This is a genomic window from Paenibacillus sp. PvR133, from assembly GCF_017833155.1.
GTDB classification, from domain to species: Bacteria; Bacillota; Bacilli; order Paenibacillales; family Paenibacillaceae; genus Paenibacillus; species Paenibacillus polymyxa_B.
Map to the genome: position 1 here is coordinate 3557798 of NZ_JAFIBS010000001.1, position 20812 is coordinate 3578609.

The window sequence follows — 20812 nt, forward strand, 5'->3', positions numbered from 1 at the left end:
CAGCGAGCCTCTAATTTGTAGGGGAGACTTGCTGGTTTTTTTCATACCAAATGTTAATCGTTAGCCCTAAGCAATAGGGCTATTCAAGCTTTAAATGCTGACTTTGCCTGCAAGCAGGTCATCTTGCGCAGAAGGCGTAGCAGAGGATGAAGCCGAATCTGTTGCAACTGTTCCCGACTGGAGCTGATACATTTGGAAGTAACGACCGCCTTGAGCCATAAGTTCGTCATGGCTACCCCGTTCAACAATTTCACCCCGATGAAGCACCAAAATTTGGTCCGCACTGCGAATGGTGGACAAACGGTGAGCAATGATAAAGGTCGTACGTCCCTTCTTGAGTACCTCAAGAGCGGATTGGATGAGCGCTTCCGTTTCGGTGTCAATATTGGCAGTAGCTTCATCCAGAATTAAAATTGCGGGATCAAAGGCTAGTGCACGAGCGAAGGAAATTAGCTGGCGTTGCCCGGCTGATAAGGTGCTACCTTTTTCAATAACAGGCTCATCGAATCCTTGCGGCAAATGGGCCAGCAATTTGTCGGCTCCAACGTCATGCAGCGCTTTATTCACCTGTTCTCTCGTGATTCGGCTGTCTTCGAGACTGACATTAGAGGCTACCGTACCTGTAAACAAATATGGATCTTGAAGAACAATACCCATATGATGGCGAAGCCATTGCTTAGGGATGTCTTTGACAGACGTTCCGTCAATGGTGATCGTTCCTTTTTGCGGATCATAGAACCGGAATAGCAGGTTAATAATCGAACTTTTGCCTGATCCGGTATGTCCGACAAGGGCAACTGTTTGCCCGGGCTGTGCAGTAAAGGAAATATGTTTAAGTACATCATCCTTTTTGTAGGCAAAGGAAACGTCGTTAAACTCTACCTGGCCTTTGTAGCGCGGCATCGTGCCGTCCGTCACCGGCTCTCCAGTTTCGTACATCAACTCAAATACGCGTCCTGAGGATACGATGGAAGTATCCAGTACGGCGAGTTGGTTGACCATACCCGTCATAGGTTGGAACAGTCGACCCAGCACATCGACGAAGGCATACAATACGCCTAGTGAAACAGCACTACCTGTAGTTCCGAGCGCCTCAGATCCGAAATACCACAACACGACGGCAAAGGCGAGATTTCTCAACACGTTGACTAAATTGTGCGAGGTGAAGGCGTTCAAATTCAGCATTTTATTCTGATGCTTCATATAATCATCATTCAGTTCTTCAAACTCTTGCTGCGTTTGTTTCTGGTGGCGGAATACGCGAATGATGGACATCCCTTGAATCGATTCATTGATAATCGCATTAATTTCACTGAGTCTGGACCGAATGATCGTATTATAGCGGGTGGCGACCTTGCGATACAATACAATCCACAAGATCAGTAACGGTACAATAAACAGAGAGATAAGACCCAGTCTGAAGTCCAGTAAAAAGAGTGCAACATATACTCCTGCCATCGTTACAATCCCTGAAGTGAAATTTGAGAGCACAGCCACAAACAAATCTTTGACTGCCTCAGTGTCATTCGTAACACGGGATACGACTTTGCCTGCGGGCAAGTTATCAAAAAAGTAAACTGGCAACCGCTGGATGTGCGCGTAGAGATCAAGCCGAAGCCTTTGAATGACCTTGTTCGCCGAGGATTGCAGCCAGTATGTTTTGCCGAATTCAGCAAAAATGGAAATAATCAGGAAGAAGCAATACCAGCCAATCAGCTGAAAGATACCGGGCATTTCCGGTTTGTAAAAGCTATACAGTTCATCAGCTGTCAGAGCCTTAGCTTCATAGCGAAAGGTGTCGGAGCCGCGTGTCACAGTCAGCGTTCCGTTCGTAAAGGAGCGGTTACCGTCAGCCACTTTAACCGAGCCATCGATAAATACGAAAGATTTCCCAACTTGTAAAATCCTCGCTTCGCGACCTTTGGTCTCCCCGGACTCAAAGCGATCTTCACGCTTAAAGTGGGTTCCAGCATAGCTTACAGTTCCGTCCACACTAGTTGTTTCATAAAATGGTTTTTCAATAGCGAGCATATGGTCGTCAATCATCGTTTTGGCGATGAAGGGACCAGCGAGCTCGGCGGCTACTCCGATAGCCAAAGCGATGAGAGCGGCAATAAAGCCTGCTTTGCTCGTCAGCGCGTACTGGAATAGCCTTTTGCCGATATTAGGTTTCATTAGGATACCTCCCCTGAGGTCAGATCAGATTCCACTTGTTGCCGTTCATACTGTTGTCGGTACCATCCGTCAGCCTGAAGCAGCTCGCTGTGGGTCCCTTCCTCAATAATGCGTCCTTGCTCCAGCACGACGATCCGGTCTGCATGTTCTACAGCAGAGAGGCGGTGGGTGGAGATCAAGGTTGTTTTACCCGAGCGCTTACGTCGGATATTGTCAATAATCCTTGCTTCCGTCCGGGCATCTACTGCAGATAGTGCATCGTCGAGCAATAGAATATCCGGATCACCGATAAAGGCGCGTGCCAGCGAAACACGCTGCTTCTGGCCGCCGGACAGGGCGATACCTTTTTCTCCGACCAGTGTATCCAGCCCATCAGACAAGGTACCTAAATCCTGGTCGAAGGCAGCTGTACGGATAGCTTCCATAATGTCGTCATCATCTGCACGAGGTTTCCCGAACTGAATGTTCTCGCGCACCGATTTAGAAAACAAAATTTGCTCTTGCGGCACGTAGCCGATCCAGCTGTGTAGTTGTTCTACTGCAATGTCCTCCAAACGTATGCCGGAGATTAAAATATCACCGCTACCCGTCGGATATTCATGCAGTAGCTGTTTGAGCAGAGTGGATTTCCCGCTGCCGGTTCTACCAACGACGCCTAGCGTTTCTCCGCGTTTGAGCTCCAGACTCACATGTGACAGATTGTCAATAGTAGAAGTAGGGTAACGGAAGGTAACGTCTTTCATCCTGATGGATTCGAGGCGGTCCACTGGAACAGGTTGAGCTGCATCCTGAACGTCTGGCTGGACATCGAGAGTTTCATTGACCCGGTCCAGGGAAGCGCTACCGCGCTGCATAATGTTAATCAGCTCTCCAATGGCAAACATCGGCCAAATCATCATTCCTAGATACATATTAAAGGAGACCAATTCGCCTAGCGTGATATCGTTATGAAATACCAGATAAATACCATAACCGAGTCCAATGACATAGCTAAGTCCTACACATAAACGAATCGTTGGTTCAAAGAGAGCATCCATCCGAGCGACAGCCAGATTTTTACGAAATACATCGTCGGTAATATCAGCGAAACGCTTTTCGTCCATTCGCTCTTGCACATAGGCGCGAATGACTCGGATGCCTGCTACGGATTCCAACACCTGATCGTTCATATCACCAAATGCATCTTGTGCCAGTGTGTAACGCTCGTGAACGGCTTTACCGTAAATGCTCATAGCCAGTGCAATAAAAGGTAGGGGCAGGATAGCTGCCAGTGTCAACTTCCAACTGATTAGGGTACCCATGGCAACTAATACAACGCTTAGATAGACCGTAGAGTCTGTCAGTGTCAGCATGCCGAAGCCCGCTGTACTTGCTACGGAGCGAAGGTCGTTCGTAGCACGAGCCATCAGATCACCAGTACGATTACGTTCAAAAAATGGAGGGGTCATCCGCAGTAGATGATTCATAAAGCGTGTGCGCAGTAAGCGCTCCACCAGATTGGCACCACCAAACAGCTTGTGCATCCATATGTACGTAATGTAGTAGATGACGGCTAGAATGCCTATGATGTACAAAATATAGCGCCAAAGTGAGGACCAGGAAATCGAACCGCGCACAATCTCATCAATGGCACTACCTAGTAGCCGAGGTGGAGCAAGCTCCAGCACACCAACGGCTATCAGCAAAAACAATCCAATGGAGTATCGGCTTCGTTCTCTTTTAAAAAACCAGCTTAAATTTTTAAGTACCGAAAACAAGAGGAATCCCATCCTTTCATGACAAGTTCTTTCGAGAGTTGTGTACCATTTTGAAGAAACAACAGCGGCTTGCTACCACAAATATGATCCGGCAACAGGCGCAAAAAAGGCATACCGTCCGCAGACGATATGCCTTAAATCTCAATATCATATGGCGCGCAGGTATTTTCAGCACACTCACCACTGAAAAACTGCTCAAACGCAGGCAGCCACTCGTATTAAACCATACAACGTGAATGGCCCAATTCTGAAGGATGCGACAGGGGAGATGCTCCGGTATGAAGTTGTTGTGTTTGTAGATGTGGGTAAAATGCAATAGGAAATTTTAGCACCGGTAACACTCCTTTCTTCCTCAAAATGGGTTCATTCTAACATGAGTAATCGTTCAAATTGGTAATAAATTTCAAAATGGATCTCGTATGGTTGAATCTTAACACCCTTTTTTGCGAATTGTCAAACCTTTTTCAAAAAAATGTATATGACTTGTCCAAGAAGCTCGCTGGGTTGGGACGGTTGGTGGTCATTCTAAAAGATGCTATGATATAGTTGGCAGACGTCATTGTACAAGGAGATGAGCATAACGTATGAGCATACAGGTAACTGAACCTGCGGCACAGTGGTACATTAAGGAGCTTAGTTTGAATCGTGGAGATTCGATCCGTTTTTTTGTTCGCTATAGCTCTGGCGGCGGGTTGCATCCAGGCTTTTCTCTGGGAATTGCCGTAGAGCCTCCGCAGCACCCCGTATTACAGCATGAAGCGGCTGGCATTACGTTTTATATGGAGGACCAGGATTACTGGTATCTGAAGGGCCATCATCTGGAAGTTAAGTATTTGGAGGAACATGATGACATTATTTACACCTATGTTGAGGATGGACAAGCTTAGCGCTCTACTGTCAATCATAGCGTGCAAATAGTTGTTCTTGGACAAGAAAAGCGGTGGAGTATCGTGTTACAGGAGATGAACCTGTACATGATGCTCCACCGCTTTTTTGTGGTTAAGGCGGGTATGTCGTATGTTAAGGGTTGTTAAGTATCGGGCCATCGAGTGCAAAATCAAAATCATCAATGTCGTACACATGTACAGGTACGGAAGCTTCGATAATGCGGTGGATCCAGTCCAATTGATCCGTCAGAATAGGTAATGATTCACGTTGAGCTGTCAACACTAGTTCAGTCTCAATTGGATCAAAATATTCTCCGTAATGCGCAGTATCAACAGCATTAATGATAATGAGTGATGTATTGGCATCGAATAGAATAGGCAAGCTCTTGGCCCAAGGCATCTGAAGGGCACGCCGAATTTTTTTCTGATTCAACGGTTCCTCAAAATAACTGATCAACTCGCTTACCTTCCGCTTCACATGTTGATCGTCCATAGGATTATCCATGAGCGGCTCTGTGCTATCCTGGAATTCGTATAGCTCTAGCAGTGATGTGTAAGGCACTATATATTCCACAGGGGCGGGAGATGTAAGTAGTTGGCCGTATATAGCCACCATTACAGCTTCCGTTACAAATTGTCGAGACATCGGTCAAGCCTCCTGCATTTACCAAATTATGCGATATGAGTATACCACAAAGCGGGACTGAATTCAGCCCGACATGCAGATTGCTATCATTTATTCCTATATTTGTTGTACGAATTTAGCTGCGGCCGATTAACAAGGAAAGCAATCCGGCAGCAATCAGAGGTCCAACAGGAACTCCTTTAAAGAAGGCAACGCCAATGACGGTCCCGATCAGTAAACCTGTCACAATAATGGGCTGTCCAGACATCAAAGTTACTCCGCGGCCGCCAAGATAGGCTACCAAAATTCCGATACCAATCGCGAGCAGTGATTTCCAGTGCAGGAAAGACTCCATCACCTGATTGATACTGATTTTACCGCTGGCTAGCGGGGTCATGACCCCAATCGTCAAAATAATAATTCCGATTGTCAGGCCATACCTTTCAAGCCAGGGGAAAGCAGAATGAAAGCTGGTTACCCGCACCAGCAGTAATACAACCATGGCAATAGTCACGGTAGAGTTGCCACTAACAATCCCAAGACCAGCCAATACCAGTAAGATAAGTGAGCTGTAATCCATACAGATGTTCTCCTTCGTTTATTTAGCTTTGGATATGTTCGGCGATTTGTCGCCCGTGCCAGCGGCCTGTTTCAATAAACACTTCATTGGCATTGCTGCCTGAAGCGATGACCCCAGCGACATATATACCTGGGATGTTCGTTTCCATCGTGGCAGGGTTAAATTCTGGTTTGTCCAGATCCTCAGCCATGTGGACGCCAACAGACTCCAGCAGTTTTCGCTCCGGGTGAAATCCAGTCAGTGCCAGTACAAAATCATTTTCGAGTCGGAATGCTTCAGTGTCCAGCGGAGTGACTACGACATGGTCTGGATGAATTTCGGTAATGCGTGCGCCTAAGTGCAGCGTGATTTTCCCTTTTTGTACCATACTGTCAAACAGTGGACGAACCCACGGCTTGATGTATTGGGACAACTCGCTTCGACGATATACCATATCAATCGTAGCTCCGACCCGCACCAATTCCATTGCAGCATCTACCGCAGAGTTACTGCCACCGATGACTGCGACCCGGGTTCCTGTATAGGGATGGGCTTCGCTGAAATAGTGCGTGACTTTATCCAATTGTTCCCCGGGAATGCCCAAATAGTTCGGATGATCAAAATATCCTGTAGCCACAACGACATAGCGTGACGAATACGTTTTGGTTATTTCCCCTTTGCTCAGGGTATGTACGGTAAATGTACCGTCATCCTGGCGATGAATGGACTGGGCCTCCTCATAATGCTGAATGTTCAAGTTATAATGAGTGGCTACCTTACGATAGTACGCCAGTGCTTCATGACGAAAAGGTTTATCATTAGGGGTGCTGAATGGAACATCACCGATTTCCAGTAGTTCGGCGGTGCTAAAAAACTGCATGTTGGTCGGATACAGAAAAATGGAGTGAACGATGTTGCTTTTTTCAATAATGACAGTTTGCAAACCTCTGCGGCTGCATTCGATTGCAGCGGATAGTCCGCAGGGTCCGCCACCGATAATGATTACGTCGTACATTTGGATGAACCTCCAGTTGTATTGGTTTATTACGCCAGTTTTGTAGGGTTAACATTATTTTGACGATTAAAAACGGATCTCAGGATTGAAGCAAATAGCTCAGTATGTGAGAAGTTTTCAAATAATAATCCTACCGCAATGCGAACACAATATCCAGCCGTTTTCAGAAAGTGATGATGGAAGGTGAAGATTGACAGCTACTTTTAGTAAACATATAATTAGATATATATCTATTTTATGTGATTGAATTCGCTTGCATAGCAAGTATGTACTAGTGAAAAGAGGTGCAATAACGATGCAACTGGATAAAATGGTCAATTATCATAAAGCACTTGCTGATCCAACGCGTATGCGAATATTACTTCTTTTGTCCCGTGGGGAGATGCATGGCCAAGCTTTGGCGAAAAAGCTGAATTTGTCTCAGCCGACTGTTACACATCATGCTTCCAAACTCCGTGAGGCTGGGCTGATTAAGGAACGACGTGATAAAAACATGGTGTATTTTACACTGAATCCAGAGCTGATCCGGCAGCATGCCGAGGCGACGGTGCGATTTATTTTCGAAAAAGGAGAGGGGGAGGAAGAGATGTCAGAGTTGAATGAAACGCTGGAGGCGTCGGTTTTACGCAATTTTTTTTCCAAGGACGGCAAGTTGCGCCAAATCCCTGCGCAGTATAAGAAAAAATTAATCGTCCTTCAGATGCTGGCAGAAAAGCTGGAGCCAGGCCGCATGTATCCTGAACGTGAATTAAACGAGTGGATCAAGCAATACCATGAGGATTTTGCAACGATTCGGCGTGAGCTGATTATGCATCAGTTTATGTACAGGGAACGGGAAATGTACGAATTGAACCCGCGTGAGATGTGGACGCGCTGGGATCAAGTACACTAAACGAAACTTGACAAAGATTTCAAAAAAGTTTCGTGGGCAGCCTTGACAGACAATTGATGGACTTGTATGATAAAGGAAATTTTAGGAGGAGGCGATGTTATATGCGTACGAACATGAATGGATGGGTTCAGCAGCAGAATGACTTGTCTCCCGCACGGACGATGCACGGTTAAAGACTGTATAGATCTATAGTCTTGGCTTAGCAGTTGGTTGGCAGTAGAACCAACGAAATCCGCAGGGAGTGATTCCCTGCGGATTTTTTATGGTTAGGCATCTTGTTATCCAGTTGCTGGTTCTGGGGAGTGGTCTGTGAAGACTGCTTGCTTAAGTGAACGAACGGATCACATCGGCCTGAATCGTATACCCTCCGCAGGGAAACCCCTGCGGATTTTTTGCGTTGTTTGCATGCGGGGAGAAAAATGTATACCGATCGATCGAATAACACTACGATCAAAAAAATAATAATGATTTCAGGAGGAAAACAATGAGTATACATGAATACGGTTGGTCTGATTACTGGAACGGTTTTTGGGACCAATGGAAGCAAAGTTTTGAGGAACGCGTAGGAAATACACAGATACGTCCTGCCCGCTTGATTGCCGATTATGGACAAAAGGTGAAGCTTATCACAATGGATGGAGAACGCTGGGGAGCGGCTTCAGGTAAGCTACGACATGCTATTGTCGATCCGGCGGAAATGCCTGCCGTAGGGGACTGGCTAGCAATCACTACGCCAGATGAAGTGTCGGATGCAGTCATCCATGCCGTCTTGCCACGGAAAAGTCGAATATCTAGACAGGCCGCGGGCTTTGAGACGAAGGAGCAGCTGATCGCTACCAATGTGGATACGTTGTTCCTTGTTAATGCGCTGAATCATGATTTTAATATGCGCAGACTGGAACGGTATTTAATTATGGCTTGGAACAGCGGGGTAAACCCGGTTGTCGTTTTGAGTAAGAGTGATCTTTGTGAAGATGTCGAACAACGGGTTGCTGAAGCGGAGGGAGTTGCCCCTGGTGTACCTGTTATCGTTATTTCTGCTTTGCAGAACGAAGGCAGAGAGCAACTGGAGGCGTTTCTTCAACCTGGCTGTACAGTTGCTTTGACAGGCTCTTCCGGTAGTGGAAAATCCACGATAGTAAACTGGCTCTCTGGGTCTGAAGTTCAACTGACACAGGATGTGAGGGAGGAAGACAGCCGGGGCAGGCACACAACCACTCACCGACAGCTTTTTCCCATCGCAAAGCAAGCCGTTTTGCTGGATACACCTGGTATGCGCGAGTTAAATCTGTGGGATGATTCCATGGGGGTCGCTCATACCTTTACGGATATTATGGAAACGGCGCAGCAATGCCGTTTTGCAGATTGCAAGCATAAGGGCGAAGCTGGATGTGCAGTGGAGGAAGCTATAGAGAGAGGGGAATTGTCGGAATCCAGAGTGAACAATTATCGCAAAATGCAGCGGGAACTGGAATATCAGGCGCGTAAGGAGGCAGACCGGCGCAGGAAAGATAGCCGTTCAAGCACAACCCCGGGTCGTAGGGATCAGCGAAGCGGCTGGCGACGGGATGTGGAGTGGTAAGCCGAACTGCAGTGAAGCATCAAGTGTAAAAATATAAGAAAATCTATGTTGTAGTCGGCATAGGGTATAAAGGGGTGAATATATGCCGAACTACAGCATTGTGGTGGATTTATCGGATCGTCGTTTATATTTGAAAGATGGAGATCAGATTGTTCTTAGTTATCCAGTCGGTATTGGCAAGCTGGCTACACAGACACCGCATGGGCAATTTACGATTATTAACAAACAGCCCAATCCCGGCGGCCCTTTCGGAGCGTTCTGGATGGGGCTGTCCAAGCCGCATTATGGCATTCACGGCACCAATGAGCCATGGTCCATTGGCAAGATGGTGTCACATGGCTGCATTCGAATGCAGAATAAGGATGTGCTTGAGCTTCAGGAAAAGGTAAGTATAGGCACGCCAGTCACGATACAGCCGTAGCGGCTAGACGACACTAGATTCTGTATCTACTCAGACGTGGATACCGCGTCATAGGCTGTATCTGTGAAGCGTATTTCATGGCGAACGGCCGTAACTTTAAGTTAGATGCTGTGTTTAGTTACGATTTGGGTTGGATAGGGATACGGGCTTCAATTTGTTTGGAGCCCTCTTTGTCGTCTGCGGATTTGACTAACGGTCCCGAAAGACGTTCTCCTTGTGTACCATACGCCTGTTTGGCGTTGGTCCACATATCTTCGTTTGGTTCGAAACTTATGACTATGGTGTAACGGTTGGCAAGGCTCGGCTTTTTGACCCTCATGCTGAAGGAGCCGTCAGGCATAACTTTGGTTTGATCATCGTAGCCAAACTGCCATCGTCCCGGAAAATCAATCGTGAGTTTGACGTTCGACCCTTCCAGCAAATTGCTGCGCGCATATACATGATAATAGTTACCTTCTTGCTTCACATCAGGCTTAATCCACACTTGAGGACTACCGTAGTCCTTAGGTTTGTTCCAGACGGGCTTAACTAAAGGGGTATTGCGTTCTTGTTCAGGATCAAATTCAGCCCCAATCCGAACTTCATGCAAAAGCTGTTTGTTTTCTTCGTATTGATATACATAAGGACCTTCCAATTTGTTGCCACCGCTGCCATACAGATTTCGTATCTCATTGTCTTGGTCATCCGGACGGAATAGAACAGTCAGATCCATACTGCCCTGTATTCCAGGGCGTTGCACTCGGAGTATAAAACTTCCGTCCTTTTGAATAGTGGTCTCATCCGTGTACCCAGTTAACAGGGAGTTTTTGACCGCAAGATTCCCTTTGATCCGTGCTCCGGCCGGGAGGTTGGAATGTCCTGTAACTTTCACGGTATTTTTATCAATGCTAACGCGACCTGATATTTCGACATAGCTACTGCCTTGCTGATGAATAGGTGTATGATTGGCAGCTCGTTCATCAAGGGATGATGCGCCTTGGTTGGGATTACCCGTTACGGTGTAGGCACGTGCTTCAGCTTCATGTTGGGCCATACTCCGGGTTGAAGCTTTTTCCCTGCTGCATGCAGCCAGCATCGTTAGGATTAAGAATGCACATAAAAGGTTCCAGCCTATTTTGGTAATCATGTGTTTACTCATGGTTTCTGCTCGCTCCTTGTCCATAGCTTCCAGTCTTAACGTGATAAAATTTTCGAAACTTTATGTATTTACCCTAATTAAAGGGTATGTAATCCCGCCTGCTTTATCCCTTAAGGAACGTACCTGTTTAAACAACGTACAGAATGGTTAAAAATGGATAGCCTGATCATCCCCTTGAAAAGCAGGGGCAGCTTGCTGTAAAGGAGCCTGAGTCATATGTCCATTGACCGTTTTATCTTAAAAAAGCTGGACAACTGCCGGGAAGAGCATACACGCGCTAATTTACTAGAACTGTTTAGAATACGGATTGAGAAGGCGCAGAATAAGGAACGAGGCGGTAAAAAAGGTTATCGCAGAATACTTTAAATAGAGTCTGATCAAATGAATAAGCTGCGGTAAGTCACATGTATCATGTTTCAAAGCTGCTGATATGGAGAGGGTGCTGAAATGCCCCTCTCTTTTTTGTGTCTAATGTGGACAAAAAAAAGTCCCTCTTAATAGAGGGACAATGCCAATGAATCATTTTCACTAACGCTATGCAGGATGGCTTCACAACCGACAATCTCTATACTGATCAAAGAGTTAAGACATTTTTGAAGGGCACGCTTGCCGCTGGAGATTTTATTCTCCAAAGTGTTACTTAGAAGTTTTAAAGTTTTTTGTACCGGTTGCTTATTTTCTTGATTGAAGTATACGGGAATACGTTTGTTTTGAAATGTAATTAATGTTCTCACAAAAATCACCTCGCCTGAGTTATTTCATGGCTTTATTGTAGTGCCCGTTTCTTAAAATTACCTTAAAAACACCTTATAAAAACATAAAGGTCTGAAAAATTTACAAAGTGTTCACAACAATCTAGGGAACAATCGAATTTAGTTCTAACTAATCGACAAAATGACGTATATAGCCGTATTAGAAACGATTAAATACATATTATTGATACCAATGACTCTACTAATGTGAGAGAATATGACTAAAGTCGCTGTTTAATTTTTAGAGTGGGTATTTTGTAACAAATTGACAGTCTAATAGTCGGATGCTACAGTTACGATAGCCATATTTCCGTTGAAATAGGCTTTTTGCGTGAACTTTGCTATATATTAAGGATCGGGAGGGATGACAGATGATCCTGACCGTGCTTTCAGGACGACAGGAAACAGAGTGGTTTGACATCGAGGTAGCTGATGAATACTCGGTGGAACATTTAAAGCTGATGCTGGGTGTGCGCATTTTCGGCGAACCTCCGGTGGAAGGCATGCAATATATTATGGAAGCAAAGTTCCCGGAAGGGCTTTGGTTCAGGGTGGGGGATAACCAGCTACTCACAGGATCAGGCTTGCGGGAAGGCTGTACTGTACGTATTCAGCGCGCTTTTTCGACAACTCAGGACGAAGCGCCTGTGTATGGAAGGCGTTCTCTGTTTCAAAGTGAAAAAAATGGGTAAATACACACATGAAATTATATGAAACCTTGGTAAAATGAAATAGTAAGCGAAAAGGGGGACTTTTGTCTTGAATGCATTATACCAGCGATCCCCGAGATTAAGGCCGGCGCTCCGAGAGGAGAAGCTGGAGATTTTACGGCCTCCGGCTGAGCCGAGCAAGCCGTCTTTTTCTATTATATCTATACTTATTCCGTTAATGATGACGTTGGTGACTATAGGCTTTTACGTATATATGAGCAAAACAGGCAAGATGGGTAACAGTAACTATTTGATGTTCCAGATGGTCACTGTGGTCATGATGCTTACATCTTATACGATTCCTTTTTTCGTCTATTTAAATAATAAGAAGGAATACAAGCGCAATCTGGAGGAACGGGACCGGATGTACCGGGAACAGCTTCAAAAGCATCGTGAAGAACTTGAAATGAAACGCGAGGAGCAAATTCGCACACTATATGAAATTCACGGTGACCCGCAAATATGCACTCAAATCGTCAAAAACCGCAATAGTTCACTCTGGGAACGATCACCGGAGGATGAGGACTTTTTGCAGGTGCGTATTGGGACTGGACAAGTTCCCTTTCATATTAAATTGCAAATTCCACGTCCAGATGGTTATGACCGAGATCCTTTGTTGGGAGCTGCGGATGAACTGGAAGAGGAATTTCGTCTGGTAGACGCTGCTTCCATTGCATTACCGCTGTTTCAATCCAAAGTGGTTGGATTGGTTGGCGACCGGGAGCATACCCTTGCTGCGTTAAGAGTCATTTTGGCACAGGTGACGGTTCGTCACTCGCCAGATGAAGTGAAAATTGCTTCCTTCTATGACGAGCGAGAGGAAAGTGAATGGACTTGGATGCGCTGGCTCCCACATGTGTGGGATGATGACCGCATCCAGAGAATGATGTCAGACCGCAGTAGCAGTGCACATCAATTAGCTGATTTTCTGTTTGCCAGACTGAACCGTCGTAAAAATAATCGCAATGATCGCCAGGGCAAAGGAATGGAAGTCCCGTGTTATATCGTTGTTTTATCTGACACCCAGCTGATTGAGGAAGAACCGTTGCTGCCGTTGTTACTGGAGGACGGTCGAGCCATTGATGCGTGTACGATTGTGCTGGCTTCTCGTAAAGAGGCTTTGCCGATGCAGTGTCAGCTGATTGTGGAGGCTTCCAAAGAGCAGGGCGTATATGCCCGCAAATCAGAATCGGCGGAGGTTGAACAGCAAAGTTTTAAACCGGATCGTTTGTCAAAAGAGGAAGCCGATGCATTGGCGAGGTACATGGCTCCTATTCGCTTGAAGCGTTCCTCTGCTTCTGACATTCCCGCTGTGCTACCTCTGTTTGATATGATGAGCGTAGCGAGTGTGGAAGAACTGGACGTGGCAGATCGGTGGCGACGTAACCGCCATCCCGATACCTTACCTGTGCCGATGGGCGTGCGAGCAGGCGGTAAGAGGATTATGATTAACCTGCATGATAAGATAGAGCGTCAAGGACATGGTCCCCATGGCTTGATCGCCGGTACAACGGGTTCAGGGAAGAGTGAGGTTATCCAGTCCATCGTAGCCTCGCTTGCTGCCGAGTTTCATCCACATGATCTTGCTTTTATGCTGATCGATTACAAGGGTGGAGGCATGTCCAACACGTTCGTTAACTTGCCGCATGTTGTGGGTACGATCACGAACTTGGACAATAATTTGATTGAACGTGCCAAAATATCTCTTAAAGCAGAACTGGTTCGTCGACAGAAGATATTGAACGATGCAGGCAATTTACAGCATATTGATGAATATTACAGACTACTCCGGCAGCGGCAGGAACAACCGCTGCCTCATCTGGTTATTATTATTGATGAATTTGCACAATTAAAGCGGGATCAGCCAGAGTTTATGGACGAGCTAATCAGTATTGCCGCGATTGGGCGGACATTAGGTGTCCATTTGATTTTGGCGACGCAAAAGCCCGCAGGTGTCGTAGATGATAAGATCTGGAGTAACTCCAGATTCCGCATCTGTTTACGGGTGCAAAGCGAAGGTGATAGCCGTGACATGTTGAAAATACCGAATGCCGCGTGGATTACGAAGCCGGGACGAGGGTATTTCCAGGTGGGTAGCGACGAGGTGTTTGAAGAGATGCAGTTTGCTTGGAGTGGTGCGCCGTATATAGGCAACAGCGATATTTCTTCTGCACTACCTGTACATGAAGTGAGATTGAACGGGAAACGTGAAGCGCTACTGACGGGCGGCGAACGGGCAAGCTCAGGCTTAAAAGGAGAAGAAGCCCCTAAACAGCTTCAAGTATTTATTGATTATATTGCGAATGAGGCTGCTAAGGCAGGGATCGAACGACTTCAGGGACCGTGGCTTCCACCGCTGCCTGAATTGCTGGATTTAACAAATCTGCCGGTATGCACCGAAATAGATAGTACATCATCACCTTTGGAGCTGAAGGCTCTTATTGGTCTGGTGGATGATTTGCCGAATCAGCGGCAGGAGCCAATTTATGCATCGCTGGATCATGGTCATTGGGCTGTGTATGGCATGCCGGGCATGGGAAAAACGACCTTTTTGCATACATTGCTGATGTCCACGGCTCAGCGTTTTGCAGCGAATCATTGGAACGGGTATATCATTGATATGGGTCGAACGATGCGCGACTTTGGGGAACTTCCCCAAATCGGGGCTGTTATGATGGCTGAGGAGGATGACCGGATCAAGCGACTGTTCCGTTATCTGTTCAAGATGGTGGCCGTACGCAAGGAAATGCTTTCCGAGGCTGGTGTCAAAACAATAAGCTCTTATCGACGTTCTGCTGTTGAGGATATTCCGCAAATTGTCGTAGTTATTGATGGATATCTTAATTTCCGTAATGCTTATCCAGATGAAAATGAACTGCTGGAATCTCTTTTGCGAGAAGGAGGCAGTCTAGGTATTACGTTTATCATTACAGCGAACCGGATTACCGATGTGTTTGAGAAATTCCGCAGTAACATACCGAATGCTGTTTCTTTTGAAATGTCCGACCCGAGTGACTATTACTATGCGGTAGGACGACCAGCCAAAACGCCAGGACCGTTAATTCCAGGCCGCGCTCTGGTTAAAGGGCATGTTCCTCCGCTGGAGTTCCAGACGGCATTGCCTTCACCAGGAGAAGATGAGGCGGAGCGATCAGCACGGTTACGCCGCAATATTGCTGGCATTGTGCAGGAATGGAAAGGCAAGCACGCACCAGCCATCCTCCCATTACCTGAGCGGATTCCACTGTCGGAACTGCTTCAGCAGTGGGATCGAACAAGTGGACCATCGGGTGCACTTCCTTATGAAGTACCTGTAGGTCTACAGAGTGACGATCTTGAGCCTTTTCTCCTGAATCTGAAAGAAGGGCCCAATTTTATAGTGGGTAGTCCAATGGAGGGTGGAAAAACCTCTTTTCTAATGAGCTGGATTATATCGCTTGCTTATTACACATCACCCGATCAATTGGAAGTCTATACGATCGATACACGCTATGGAGGCGGAGGACTATCTAGATTACGGCATCTTCCTCATGTTAAGGCTGCTGCCGAAAGCGAGGAAGAAATGGGACCTCTGGTACAGAAAGTGTATGATATCGTTCAACAGCGGAACAAGGAGGGGAATGATCCCGAATTGCTCCTGGTCATTGATGATGCGGATATGTTAAGCAAGCAACTGAACGATTTTATGATAAAGGATCAGCTCTCCGCCATTGTACGGTTGGGACGTGATCGCAATGTGCATGTCGTGCTCTCGGGTGTGCCATCTGATTTCCCTACCTTTGGTGTGGACTGGTTTAATGATGTCAAGGCAAGCCAAAGCGGTATGCTATTTGGAACACTAGATTCGAATGATCTATCGTTCTTTCGTATCCCTTATTCGGAGGCGAACGCCGCTGCTGGTGGCCTAAAAGTCCTGCCACCTGGGCAGGGATACTACGTACGGCGCAAATTTACCAGGATAAAAGCGGCAATTCCCTTCTCAGAGCAAGTGAGCTGTGAGGATTGGATAACGAAAATTCGTGACCGATGGCATGTTGTAGTTTGAAGGGAGGTGGCTCATAATGTTAACGTTTCAAGCTTCCAAGCAGAAGTTAATAACCCTCAAGGCGAAGGAACTGTTTTTTCTGGCAGGCGTACTGGGTTCTGACAGACTGCTTGGGGTGGAAGATCCGTTTAAGGGCTATCTAGCAGAGGAGTTGGCGGAAGAGTGGGAGCAGGTAAAAGCTACTCTTTTGGAAAAGGGGTATCTAAAGCGGATAGATAAGGGCAAAGAGCTAGCAATGCCTCCTACCGTTTTTTCAAGAGTCGCTATCGCGGGATTATCCAACAGGGCTTGCCGTATACGCTATGTGCGGGGAGGTAAGCGGTTTGAAGGCTATCTCCATTGCACGAACGAGCGTGTAGTGGAACTCGTGAAATCCGCTGATGAACCCGATGAGTATCGACTGTACGATCTGGGAAATGTGGAAAAGGCTTGCGAGACATTGATTGATAAAATGGGTTGGGTAGATCGACTTGTGCCTGAATCCCCCGCACTTATGTTCTCCAAGCAGGCATTTAATAAAATTTACGAGCAATCGGCAGGAGAAAGTGTGTCTCTGATCAGCAGTAAACTGACCGAGGCTAGCGGAGATGCAGAGGGGGCTGCAAGACTGGCTCAGTCTTTGAGTTCTCGTGTAGCCGAAGGAGAACTGCAATTGCTGGTATGGAACGGCAGGGAGTGGGAATCACAACGGGCAGCCTTTGTCCTGTGTCCTGCAATGAACTGGATATTTCGGATGAGCTCAAGTGGTAACGGAGACTGGCTGATTGCAGCTATGGCTTCAAGGGATCAGTTTGTGGATTTATTATTAAATTGGTTGAAACAGTCGGCAGTGAATGAAGAAGTGACAGAAGAAGGGTGATGGATATGCGCATTCGAGTTGAACCGGATGTGCTTCGGGGGCTTAGCGGGCAGCTACAGCATGCGGCGGAGCAAATTCAACAGTTAACAGCAGGTTTGGAGCAGGCGTTACAATCGCTGGATTGGGATGTATCTGCACGCGAGGCGATCTTGAATCATTGGATGCAGGCCAAGCGGATGTCAGAACAGATTCATGCTTACCTCCATACATCAGGTACACAACTGAACCGAAAGGCAGAGCAGTTTCAGTCTGTTGATCACAACTATCAAACGATTCTGTCATTTGCCAGCCAACCATTGGGACGACCCGTCACAATGCTCGATTGGTCGAATCAGCAATCACCGTCTATTCTGCCTGGGCAAGCTTCGGAAACAGGCAGTCTGATTTCAAACCCGCAGTCTGTCGTACATGCCATTGCTGGTGTACAGTCTTCGGATGTAGAAACGTTGCATCAGGATATTCTGATGCAGGCGTCTTCTAGCAGTCCGCAGGAATGGTATTTTACTGATCCGTCTACAGCAAGAGATCAGCCTGTCGCTTAGTTGGGATCGCGTTCCGGGACAATCTGGATCGACTGCAAAATTTACTTGATTCGTTTCGCAATTCCCGACTTTATGGGACTTATTAGGTGGTTGTTTTGTTAATATTATACTGTTAGATGCTGTTTTATAGTTAAAAAGTGGGATTGTTACAATTAGGTCCTTTGCCTTTTGTAGGGAATTAAATAGCCATAGTACAATTTGAACTAGATAAAACAAAAACATTTTTATCATCAAGGAGGACGCAAAAAATGGCAGGACGCATTTTAATTACCCCAGAACAGGTTGATCAGGTGGCTAACCAATTTAAACAAAGTGGTGAGCAAAGCCAACAGATCGTTTCCAGTTTGACACAGTCCATCTCAGGTATGGAAGGTCAATGGGAAGGTATGACTAAACAACGCTTCTTCCAAGAGTTTCAGGAAGCTAGCAAACAAATGCAAGCTTTCGTAACGACTTTGAACAGCATCAGCCAAGAATTGACAGCTATCGCTAACAAATTCCGTACGGTTGACCAAACGAAATAAGTTGCCTTGCCTGATAGGCATTAACTTGTCATATACCACTCTATAAGAAGCAATATGTGAGCCATTCCTCACGGTTTGGCACAGGATGTTCAGGAAAAACCGGGCGATCTTCGGATACCCGGTTTTCTTGCCATCCATAGATGTATATAATAAGGTGAGGAAAACTAGCATACTGAATGATGTAAGGAGAGGGATGTTTCATGTCTTTTCAACCGAATCCGGGAGACGAATTGATCATAAACGGCACAGCTTATGTGGTTGGACGACATCCCGCTGCACCCGGTTTAGCCTATGCTCAAGCAGGGCGGCAGGGAATTGTATACCAACTGAATGCCAAAAACGGAGCACCGCATGAGGCAAAAGCCCTTAAAGTGTTTTTTCCGAAGTTCCGCATCCCGGCTATGGTTTATCAATCTGAGCATATGGAAGCATACGGGGATATTCCCGGTTTGCAGGTATGCAAGCGTGATGTGCTCACTCCAGAAAGAAACGGAAGTCTGATCGCCGAGCAGCCTGATTTGCTGTATGCGGTGCTGATGCCATGGGTTCACGGTATGACATGGTTCGATTGTCTCACAGATCAGCGTCAGCTTGAGGCTTCCGATAGTCTGGCTTTAGCCAGAGCATTGGCAGGGATCGGTTCAGCTATGGAGCAAAAAGGATTGGCGCACTGTGATTTATCGGCGCCAAATGTGATGCTTCCGTTTTTTTCTGAAGTGGAACTGCCTCAAGGCACGTCAGCTGTGGAATTGGTGGACGTGGAACAAATGTATAGTACTAAAATGGATCGTCCAGACGCTCTATTGGCAGGTTCGCCAGGGTATGCCGCACATCGTACCGTCCACAGCGGGTTATGGAGTGCGTATGCAGACCGTTTTGCAGGGGCAATTATTATAGGAGAAATGCTGGGCTGGTCTGACCGTGTTGTAGTCGACAAAGCGTGGGGCGAGAGTTATTTTGATCAGCATGAAATGCAGACGCCTTGCGAACGTTATTTTATTTTACGAAAATCACTTGAATCCCGTTGGGGCAGCAAGGTGGTAGAATTGTTCAGCCGCGCCTGGGATAGTCAGGATTTAAGCAGTTGCCCTACTTTTGGCGAATGGCTGGTTGTACTTAATGCGGTTACTGAGCAGGAAATTCCAGTTGAGGCTATAGAACCGGAGCCTGTTGCGACAGAAACAATAGAATCGGCAGCGGTGGGCGGTCTTGCCAGTGAAGCTGCACCCTCTTTGTCAGCGCCTGCACCGCTCAAGGCTGAACAGGCTGCATTGCTAAATCAGGCTGCCCTGGAGCAGGGAGAGCGTGGGGTAACGGACAAGCTGTTCCGACAGGCACGTGATTTGGAGCAGCAGAACAAACCTGCTGCAGCGCTGGAAGTATACCGGTCGTTGTATCATTTTGTAGAAGACGGCAGTCCTCTGCATGTGGAGGTGTCGGCTGCGATCACAGGGCTAGAGGAGCAGTTGAATCCCAAGACGCCGGAGCAACCTGAAAAATCAAAAGCCTGGTATCGCTCCAAAGCGTTTATCGTGACAACTGCGGCCGCAGTCGTTCTGTTGGCAGCTGGAATCCCAGCCGTGAATATTCTTGCAGGTCAGTCCAATCAGCGGCAAATCGAGGCGGCCAAGCAGGAAGAGGCAGCGAAGGCTGCAAAGGCGGCCGAGGAAAAGCTGGCAGCCGAGCAGGAAGCCGCTCAAAAATTGCTGACGGAGAAACAACGCCAGGAAGTGGAACAGCAGGCCAAACAGCAGGTACTTGCCGCTCAAAAGCAACAGGAAGAGCAGAAGAGACAGCAAGCCCTTATCGATCAACAGGTTAAATATGAAGCTTATCTCGCCCAAAAGGAACAAAATAAGCAGGCGGCTGCCAAGTTAGCGAAGCAAAAAGCGTATGATCAACAGGCAAAGTATGAAAAATACTTGGCTTTGAAAAAGGAGCAGGAAACCCGTGCCGCCCAGGAAGAGGCAGCTCGTAAGGCAGCAGCCGAGGCGGAACAAAAGCAAAAAGAGTCTATGCATGCACGAAACAAGGAGAACGTTCTTCAGCTTATTTCCCTGTACAACAAGGCATATGCCTCTCAGGAAGGTGGAAGCGCTGCGAAGGCAAAGAGCTTTGCGAAGCGTTTTAGAACACTATATGATAGTAATCCTTCTTATTATCGTTCGGTAGGCGAAGTGGGATATCGGGCTTCCTCGATCTATAATTTTTTAGGCGATACGAATTTTAGACTGCCTAAAATTTAATATTTCATATGTTTATATATGGGCGGAATGATAGCTACAAAACAGATAAAGATAGAAGGTAACTGAGGGGAGCATGTACAAAC

General features: G+C 46.7%; 19 protein-coding genes. 12 read left to right on the forward strand and 7 right to left on the reverse strand.

From position 1 onward, the window contains the following. Positions 1-90 precede the first annotated feature (90 nt). Positions 91-2175 (reverse strand): ABC transporter ATP-binding protein, encoded by a 2085-nt coding sequence (locus JOE49_RS15830; RefSeq protein WP_209941805.1) that lies wholly within the window; start codon positions 2173-2175, stop codon positions 91-93. Then, entirely contained in the window at positions 2175-3932 is a 1758-nt protein-coding gene (locus tag JOE49_RS15835) for an ABC transporter ATP-binding protein (protein ID WP_023988255.1), read from the reverse strand. The genes JOE49_RS15830 and JOE49_RS15835 overlap by 1 nt, the downstream gene beginning before the upstream one ends. Positions 3933-3982: 50 nt before the next feature. Here JOE49_RS15835 and JOE49_RS15840 point away from each other — a divergent pair, with 50 nt between their 5' ends. Then, positions 3983-4168 carry a hypothetical protein gene (locus tag JOE49_RS15840; RefSeq protein WP_226887697.1) on the forward strand — a complete coding sequence of 62 codons (186 nt, stop codon included), beginning with the start codon at positions 3983-3985 and terminating at the stop codon, positions 4166-4168. 348 nt (positions 4169-4516) lie between these two features. Next, a complete protein-coding gene (locus JOE49_RS15845) occupies positions 4517-4819 on the forward strand; it encodes a HesB/YadR/YfhF family protein (protein ID WP_013309976.1) in 303 nt (100 codons plus the stop codon). Between the two features lie 133 nt (positions 4820-4952). Here the strand turns inward: JOE49_RS15845 and JOE49_RS15850 are convergent, their stop codons facing one another. The 3 genes from JOE49_RS15850 to JOE49_RS15860 all read right to left on the reverse strand — a co-directional run bounded on the left by JOE49_RS15850 (position 4953) and on the right by JOE49_RS15860 (position 7018). Next, positions 4953-5465, reverse strand: a complete 513-nt coding sequence (locus JOE49_RS15850; protein WP_023988256.1) for a hypothetical protein — start codon at positions 5463-5465, stop codon at positions 4953-4955. Between the two features lie 115 nt (positions 5466-5580). Then, entirely contained in the window at positions 5581-6024 is a 444-nt protein-coding gene (locus JOE49_RS15855) for a DUF441 domain-containing protein (protein ID WP_209941807.1), read from the reverse strand. Between the two features lie 22 nt (positions 6025-6046). Further along, the gene (locus tag JOE49_RS15860) at positions 6047-7018 is read right to left on the reverse strand and encodes a YpdA family putative bacillithiol disulfide reductase (protein ID WP_023988257.1); all 972 of its coding nucleotides are present in this window, start codon (positions 7016-7018) and stop codon (positions 6047-6049) included. 295 nt (positions 7019-7313) lie between these two features. On the opposite strand from JOE49_RS15860, the gene JOE49_RS15865 reads away from it, so the two are divergent. The 3 genes from JOE49_RS15865 to JOE49_RS15875 all read left to right on the forward strand — a co-directional run bounded on the left by JOE49_RS15865 (position 7314) and on the right by JOE49_RS15875 (position 9913). Further along, positions 7314-7910, forward strand: a complete 597-nt coding sequence (locus JOE49_RS15865) for a DUF2087 domain-containing protein (RefSeq protein WP_023988258.1) — start codon at positions 7314-7316, stop codon at positions 7908-7910. Positions 7911-8394: 484 nt separating this feature from the next. Beyond that, positions 8395-9492, forward strand: coding sequence for a ribosome small subunit-dependent GTPase A (gene rsgA, locus JOE49_RS15870; protein ID WP_209941809.1), 1098 nt, complete (start codon positions 8395-8397; stop codon positions 9490-9492). Positions 9493-9574: 82 nt separating this feature from the next. Continuing rightward, positions 9575-9913: a L,D-transpeptidase gene (locus JOE49_RS15875; protein ID WP_023988260.1), complete on the forward strand. Its 339-nt coding sequence runs from the start codon at positions 9575-9577 to the stop codon at positions 9911-9913. Between the two features lie 118 nt (positions 9914-10031). On the opposite strand, the gene JOE49_RS15880 is transcribed toward JOE49_RS15875, so the two are convergent. Next, the gene (locus JOE49_RS15880; protein WP_245248386.1) at positions 10032-11051 is read right to left on the reverse strand and encodes a flagellar motor protein MotB; all 1020 of its coding nucleotides are present in this window, start codon (positions 11049-11051) and stop codon (positions 10032-10034) included. 216 nt (positions 11052-11267) lie between these two features. Between JOE49_RS15880 and JOE49_RS15885 the strand changes: the two genes are divergently transcribed. Continuing rightward, complete coding sequence (locus JOE49_RS15885; RefSeq protein WP_023988262.1) at positions 11268-11417, forward strand: hypothetical protein; 150 nt, start codon at positions 11268-11270, stop codon at positions 11415-11417. A 128-nt stretch (positions 11418-11545) separates the two neighbouring features. Here JOE49_RS15885 and JOE49_RS15890 read toward each other — a convergent pair whose 3' ends face one another. Beyond that, on the reverse strand, positions 11546-11785 hold the full coding sequence (locus JOE49_RS15890) for a hypothetical protein (RefSeq protein WP_013370782.1): 240 nt from the start codon (positions 11783-11785) through the stop codon (positions 11546-11548). Between the two features lie 389 nt (positions 11786-12174). Between JOE49_RS15890 and JOE49_RS15895 the strand changes: the two genes are divergently transcribed. The 6 genes from JOE49_RS15895 (at position 12175) to JOE49_RS15920 (ending at position 20729) form a co-directional block, all read left to right on the forward strand. Further along, positions 12175-12495, forward strand: a complete 321-nt coding sequence (locus tag JOE49_RS15895) for a hypothetical protein (RefSeq protein ID WP_068940679.1) — start codon at positions 12175-12177, stop codon at positions 12493-12495. Positions 12496-12562: 67 nt separating this feature from the next. Beyond that, positions 12563-16558, forward strand: a complete 3996-nt coding sequence (gene essC / locus JOE49_RS15900; protein ID WP_071558844.1) for a type VII secretion protein EssC — start codon at positions 12563-12565, stop codon at positions 16556-16558. Between the two features lie 16 nt (positions 16559-16574). After that, positions 16575-17417: a hypothetical protein gene (locus JOE49_RS15905; protein ID WP_209941811.1), complete on the forward strand. Its 843-nt coding sequence runs from the start codon at positions 16575-16577 to the stop codon at positions 17415-17417. A gap of 5 nt (positions 17418-17422) precedes the next feature. Then, positions 17423-17959 carry a WXG100 family type VII secretion target gene (locus JOE49_RS15910; RefSeq protein ID WP_209941813.1) on the forward strand — a complete coding sequence of 179 codons (537 nt, stop codon included), beginning with the start codon at positions 17423-17425 and terminating at the stop codon, positions 17957-17959. A 248-nt stretch (positions 17960-18207) separates the two neighbouring features. Continuing rightward, entirely contained in the window at positions 18208-18483 is a 276-nt protein-coding gene (locus JOE49_RS15915) for a WXG100 family type VII secretion target (protein WP_013309990.1), read from the forward strand. Between the two features lie 200 nt (positions 18484-18683). Further along, complete coding sequence (locus tag JOE49_RS15920) at positions 18684-20729, forward strand: serine/threonine-protein kinase (protein ID WP_209941815.1); 2046 nt, start codon at positions 18684-18686, stop codon at positions 20727-20729. The last annotated feature ends 83 nt before the right edge of the window (positions 20730-20812 follow it).

What these genes read in the sequence shown, in the direction of transcription:
- JOE49_RS15830 (WP_209941805.1), bottom strand. Translation starts at nt 2,175, where the DNA reads ATGAAACCTAATATCGGCAAAAGGCTATTCCAGTACGCGCTGACGAGC.
- JOE49_RS15845 (WP_013309976.1), top strand. Translation starts at nt 4,517, where the DNA reads ATGAGCATACAGGTAACTGAACCTGCGGCACAGTGGTACATTAAGGAG.
- JOE49_RS15850 (WP_023988256.1), bottom strand. Translation starts at nt 5,465, where the DNA reads ATGTCTCGACAATTTGTAACGGAAGCTGTAATGGTGGCTATATACGGC.
- JOE49_RS15855 (WP_209941807.1), bottom strand. Translation starts at nt 6,024, where the DNA reads ATGGATTACAGCTCACTTATCTTACTGGTATTGGCTGGTCTTGGGATT.
- JOE49_RS15860 (WP_023988257.1), bottom strand. Translation starts at nt 7,018, where the DNA reads ATGTACGACGTAATCATTATCGGTGGCGGACCCTGCGGACTATCCGCT.
- JOE49_RS15865 (WP_023988258.1), top strand. Translation starts at nt 7,314, where the DNA reads ATGCAACTGGATAAAATGGTCAATTATCATAAAGCACTTGCTGATCCA.
- rsgA (WP_209941809.1), top strand. Translation starts at nt 8,395, where the DNA reads ATGAGTATACATGAATACGGTTGGTCTGATTACTGGAACGGTTTTTGG.
- JOE49_RS15875 (WP_023988260.1), top strand. Translation starts at nt 9,575, where the DNA reads ATGCCGAACTACAGCATTGTGGTGGATTTATCGGATCGTCGTTTATAT.
- JOE49_RS15880 (WP_245248386.1), bottom strand. Translation starts at nt 11,051, where the DNA reads ATGAGTAAACACATGATTACCAAAATAGGCTGGAACCTTTTATGTGCA.
- JOE49_RS15885 (WP_023988262.1), top strand. Translation starts at nt 11,268, where the DNA reads ATGTCCATTGACCGTTTTATCTTAAAAAAGCTGGACAACTGCCGGGAA.
- JOE49_RS15895 (WP_068940679.1), top strand. Translation starts at nt 12,175, where the DNA reads ATGATCCTGACCGTGCTTTCAGGACGACAGGAAACAGAGTGGTTTGAC.
- JOE49_RS15905 (WP_209941811.1), top strand. Translation starts at nt 16,575, where the DNA reads ATGTTAACGTTTCAAGCTTCCAAGCAGAAGTTAATAACCCTCAAGGCG.
- JOE49_RS15910 (WP_209941813.1), top strand. Translation starts at nt 17,423, where the DNA reads ATGCGCATTCGAGTTGAACCGGATGTGCTTCGGGGGCTTAGCGGGCAG.
- JOE49_RS15915 (WP_013309990.1), top strand. Translation starts at nt 18,208, where the DNA reads ATGGCAGGACGCATTTTAATTACCCCAGAACAGGTTGATCAGGTGGCT.
- JOE49_RS15920 (WP_209941815.1), top strand. Translation starts at nt 18,684, where the DNA reads ATGTCTTTTCAACCGAATCCGGGAGACGAATTGATCATAAACGGCACA.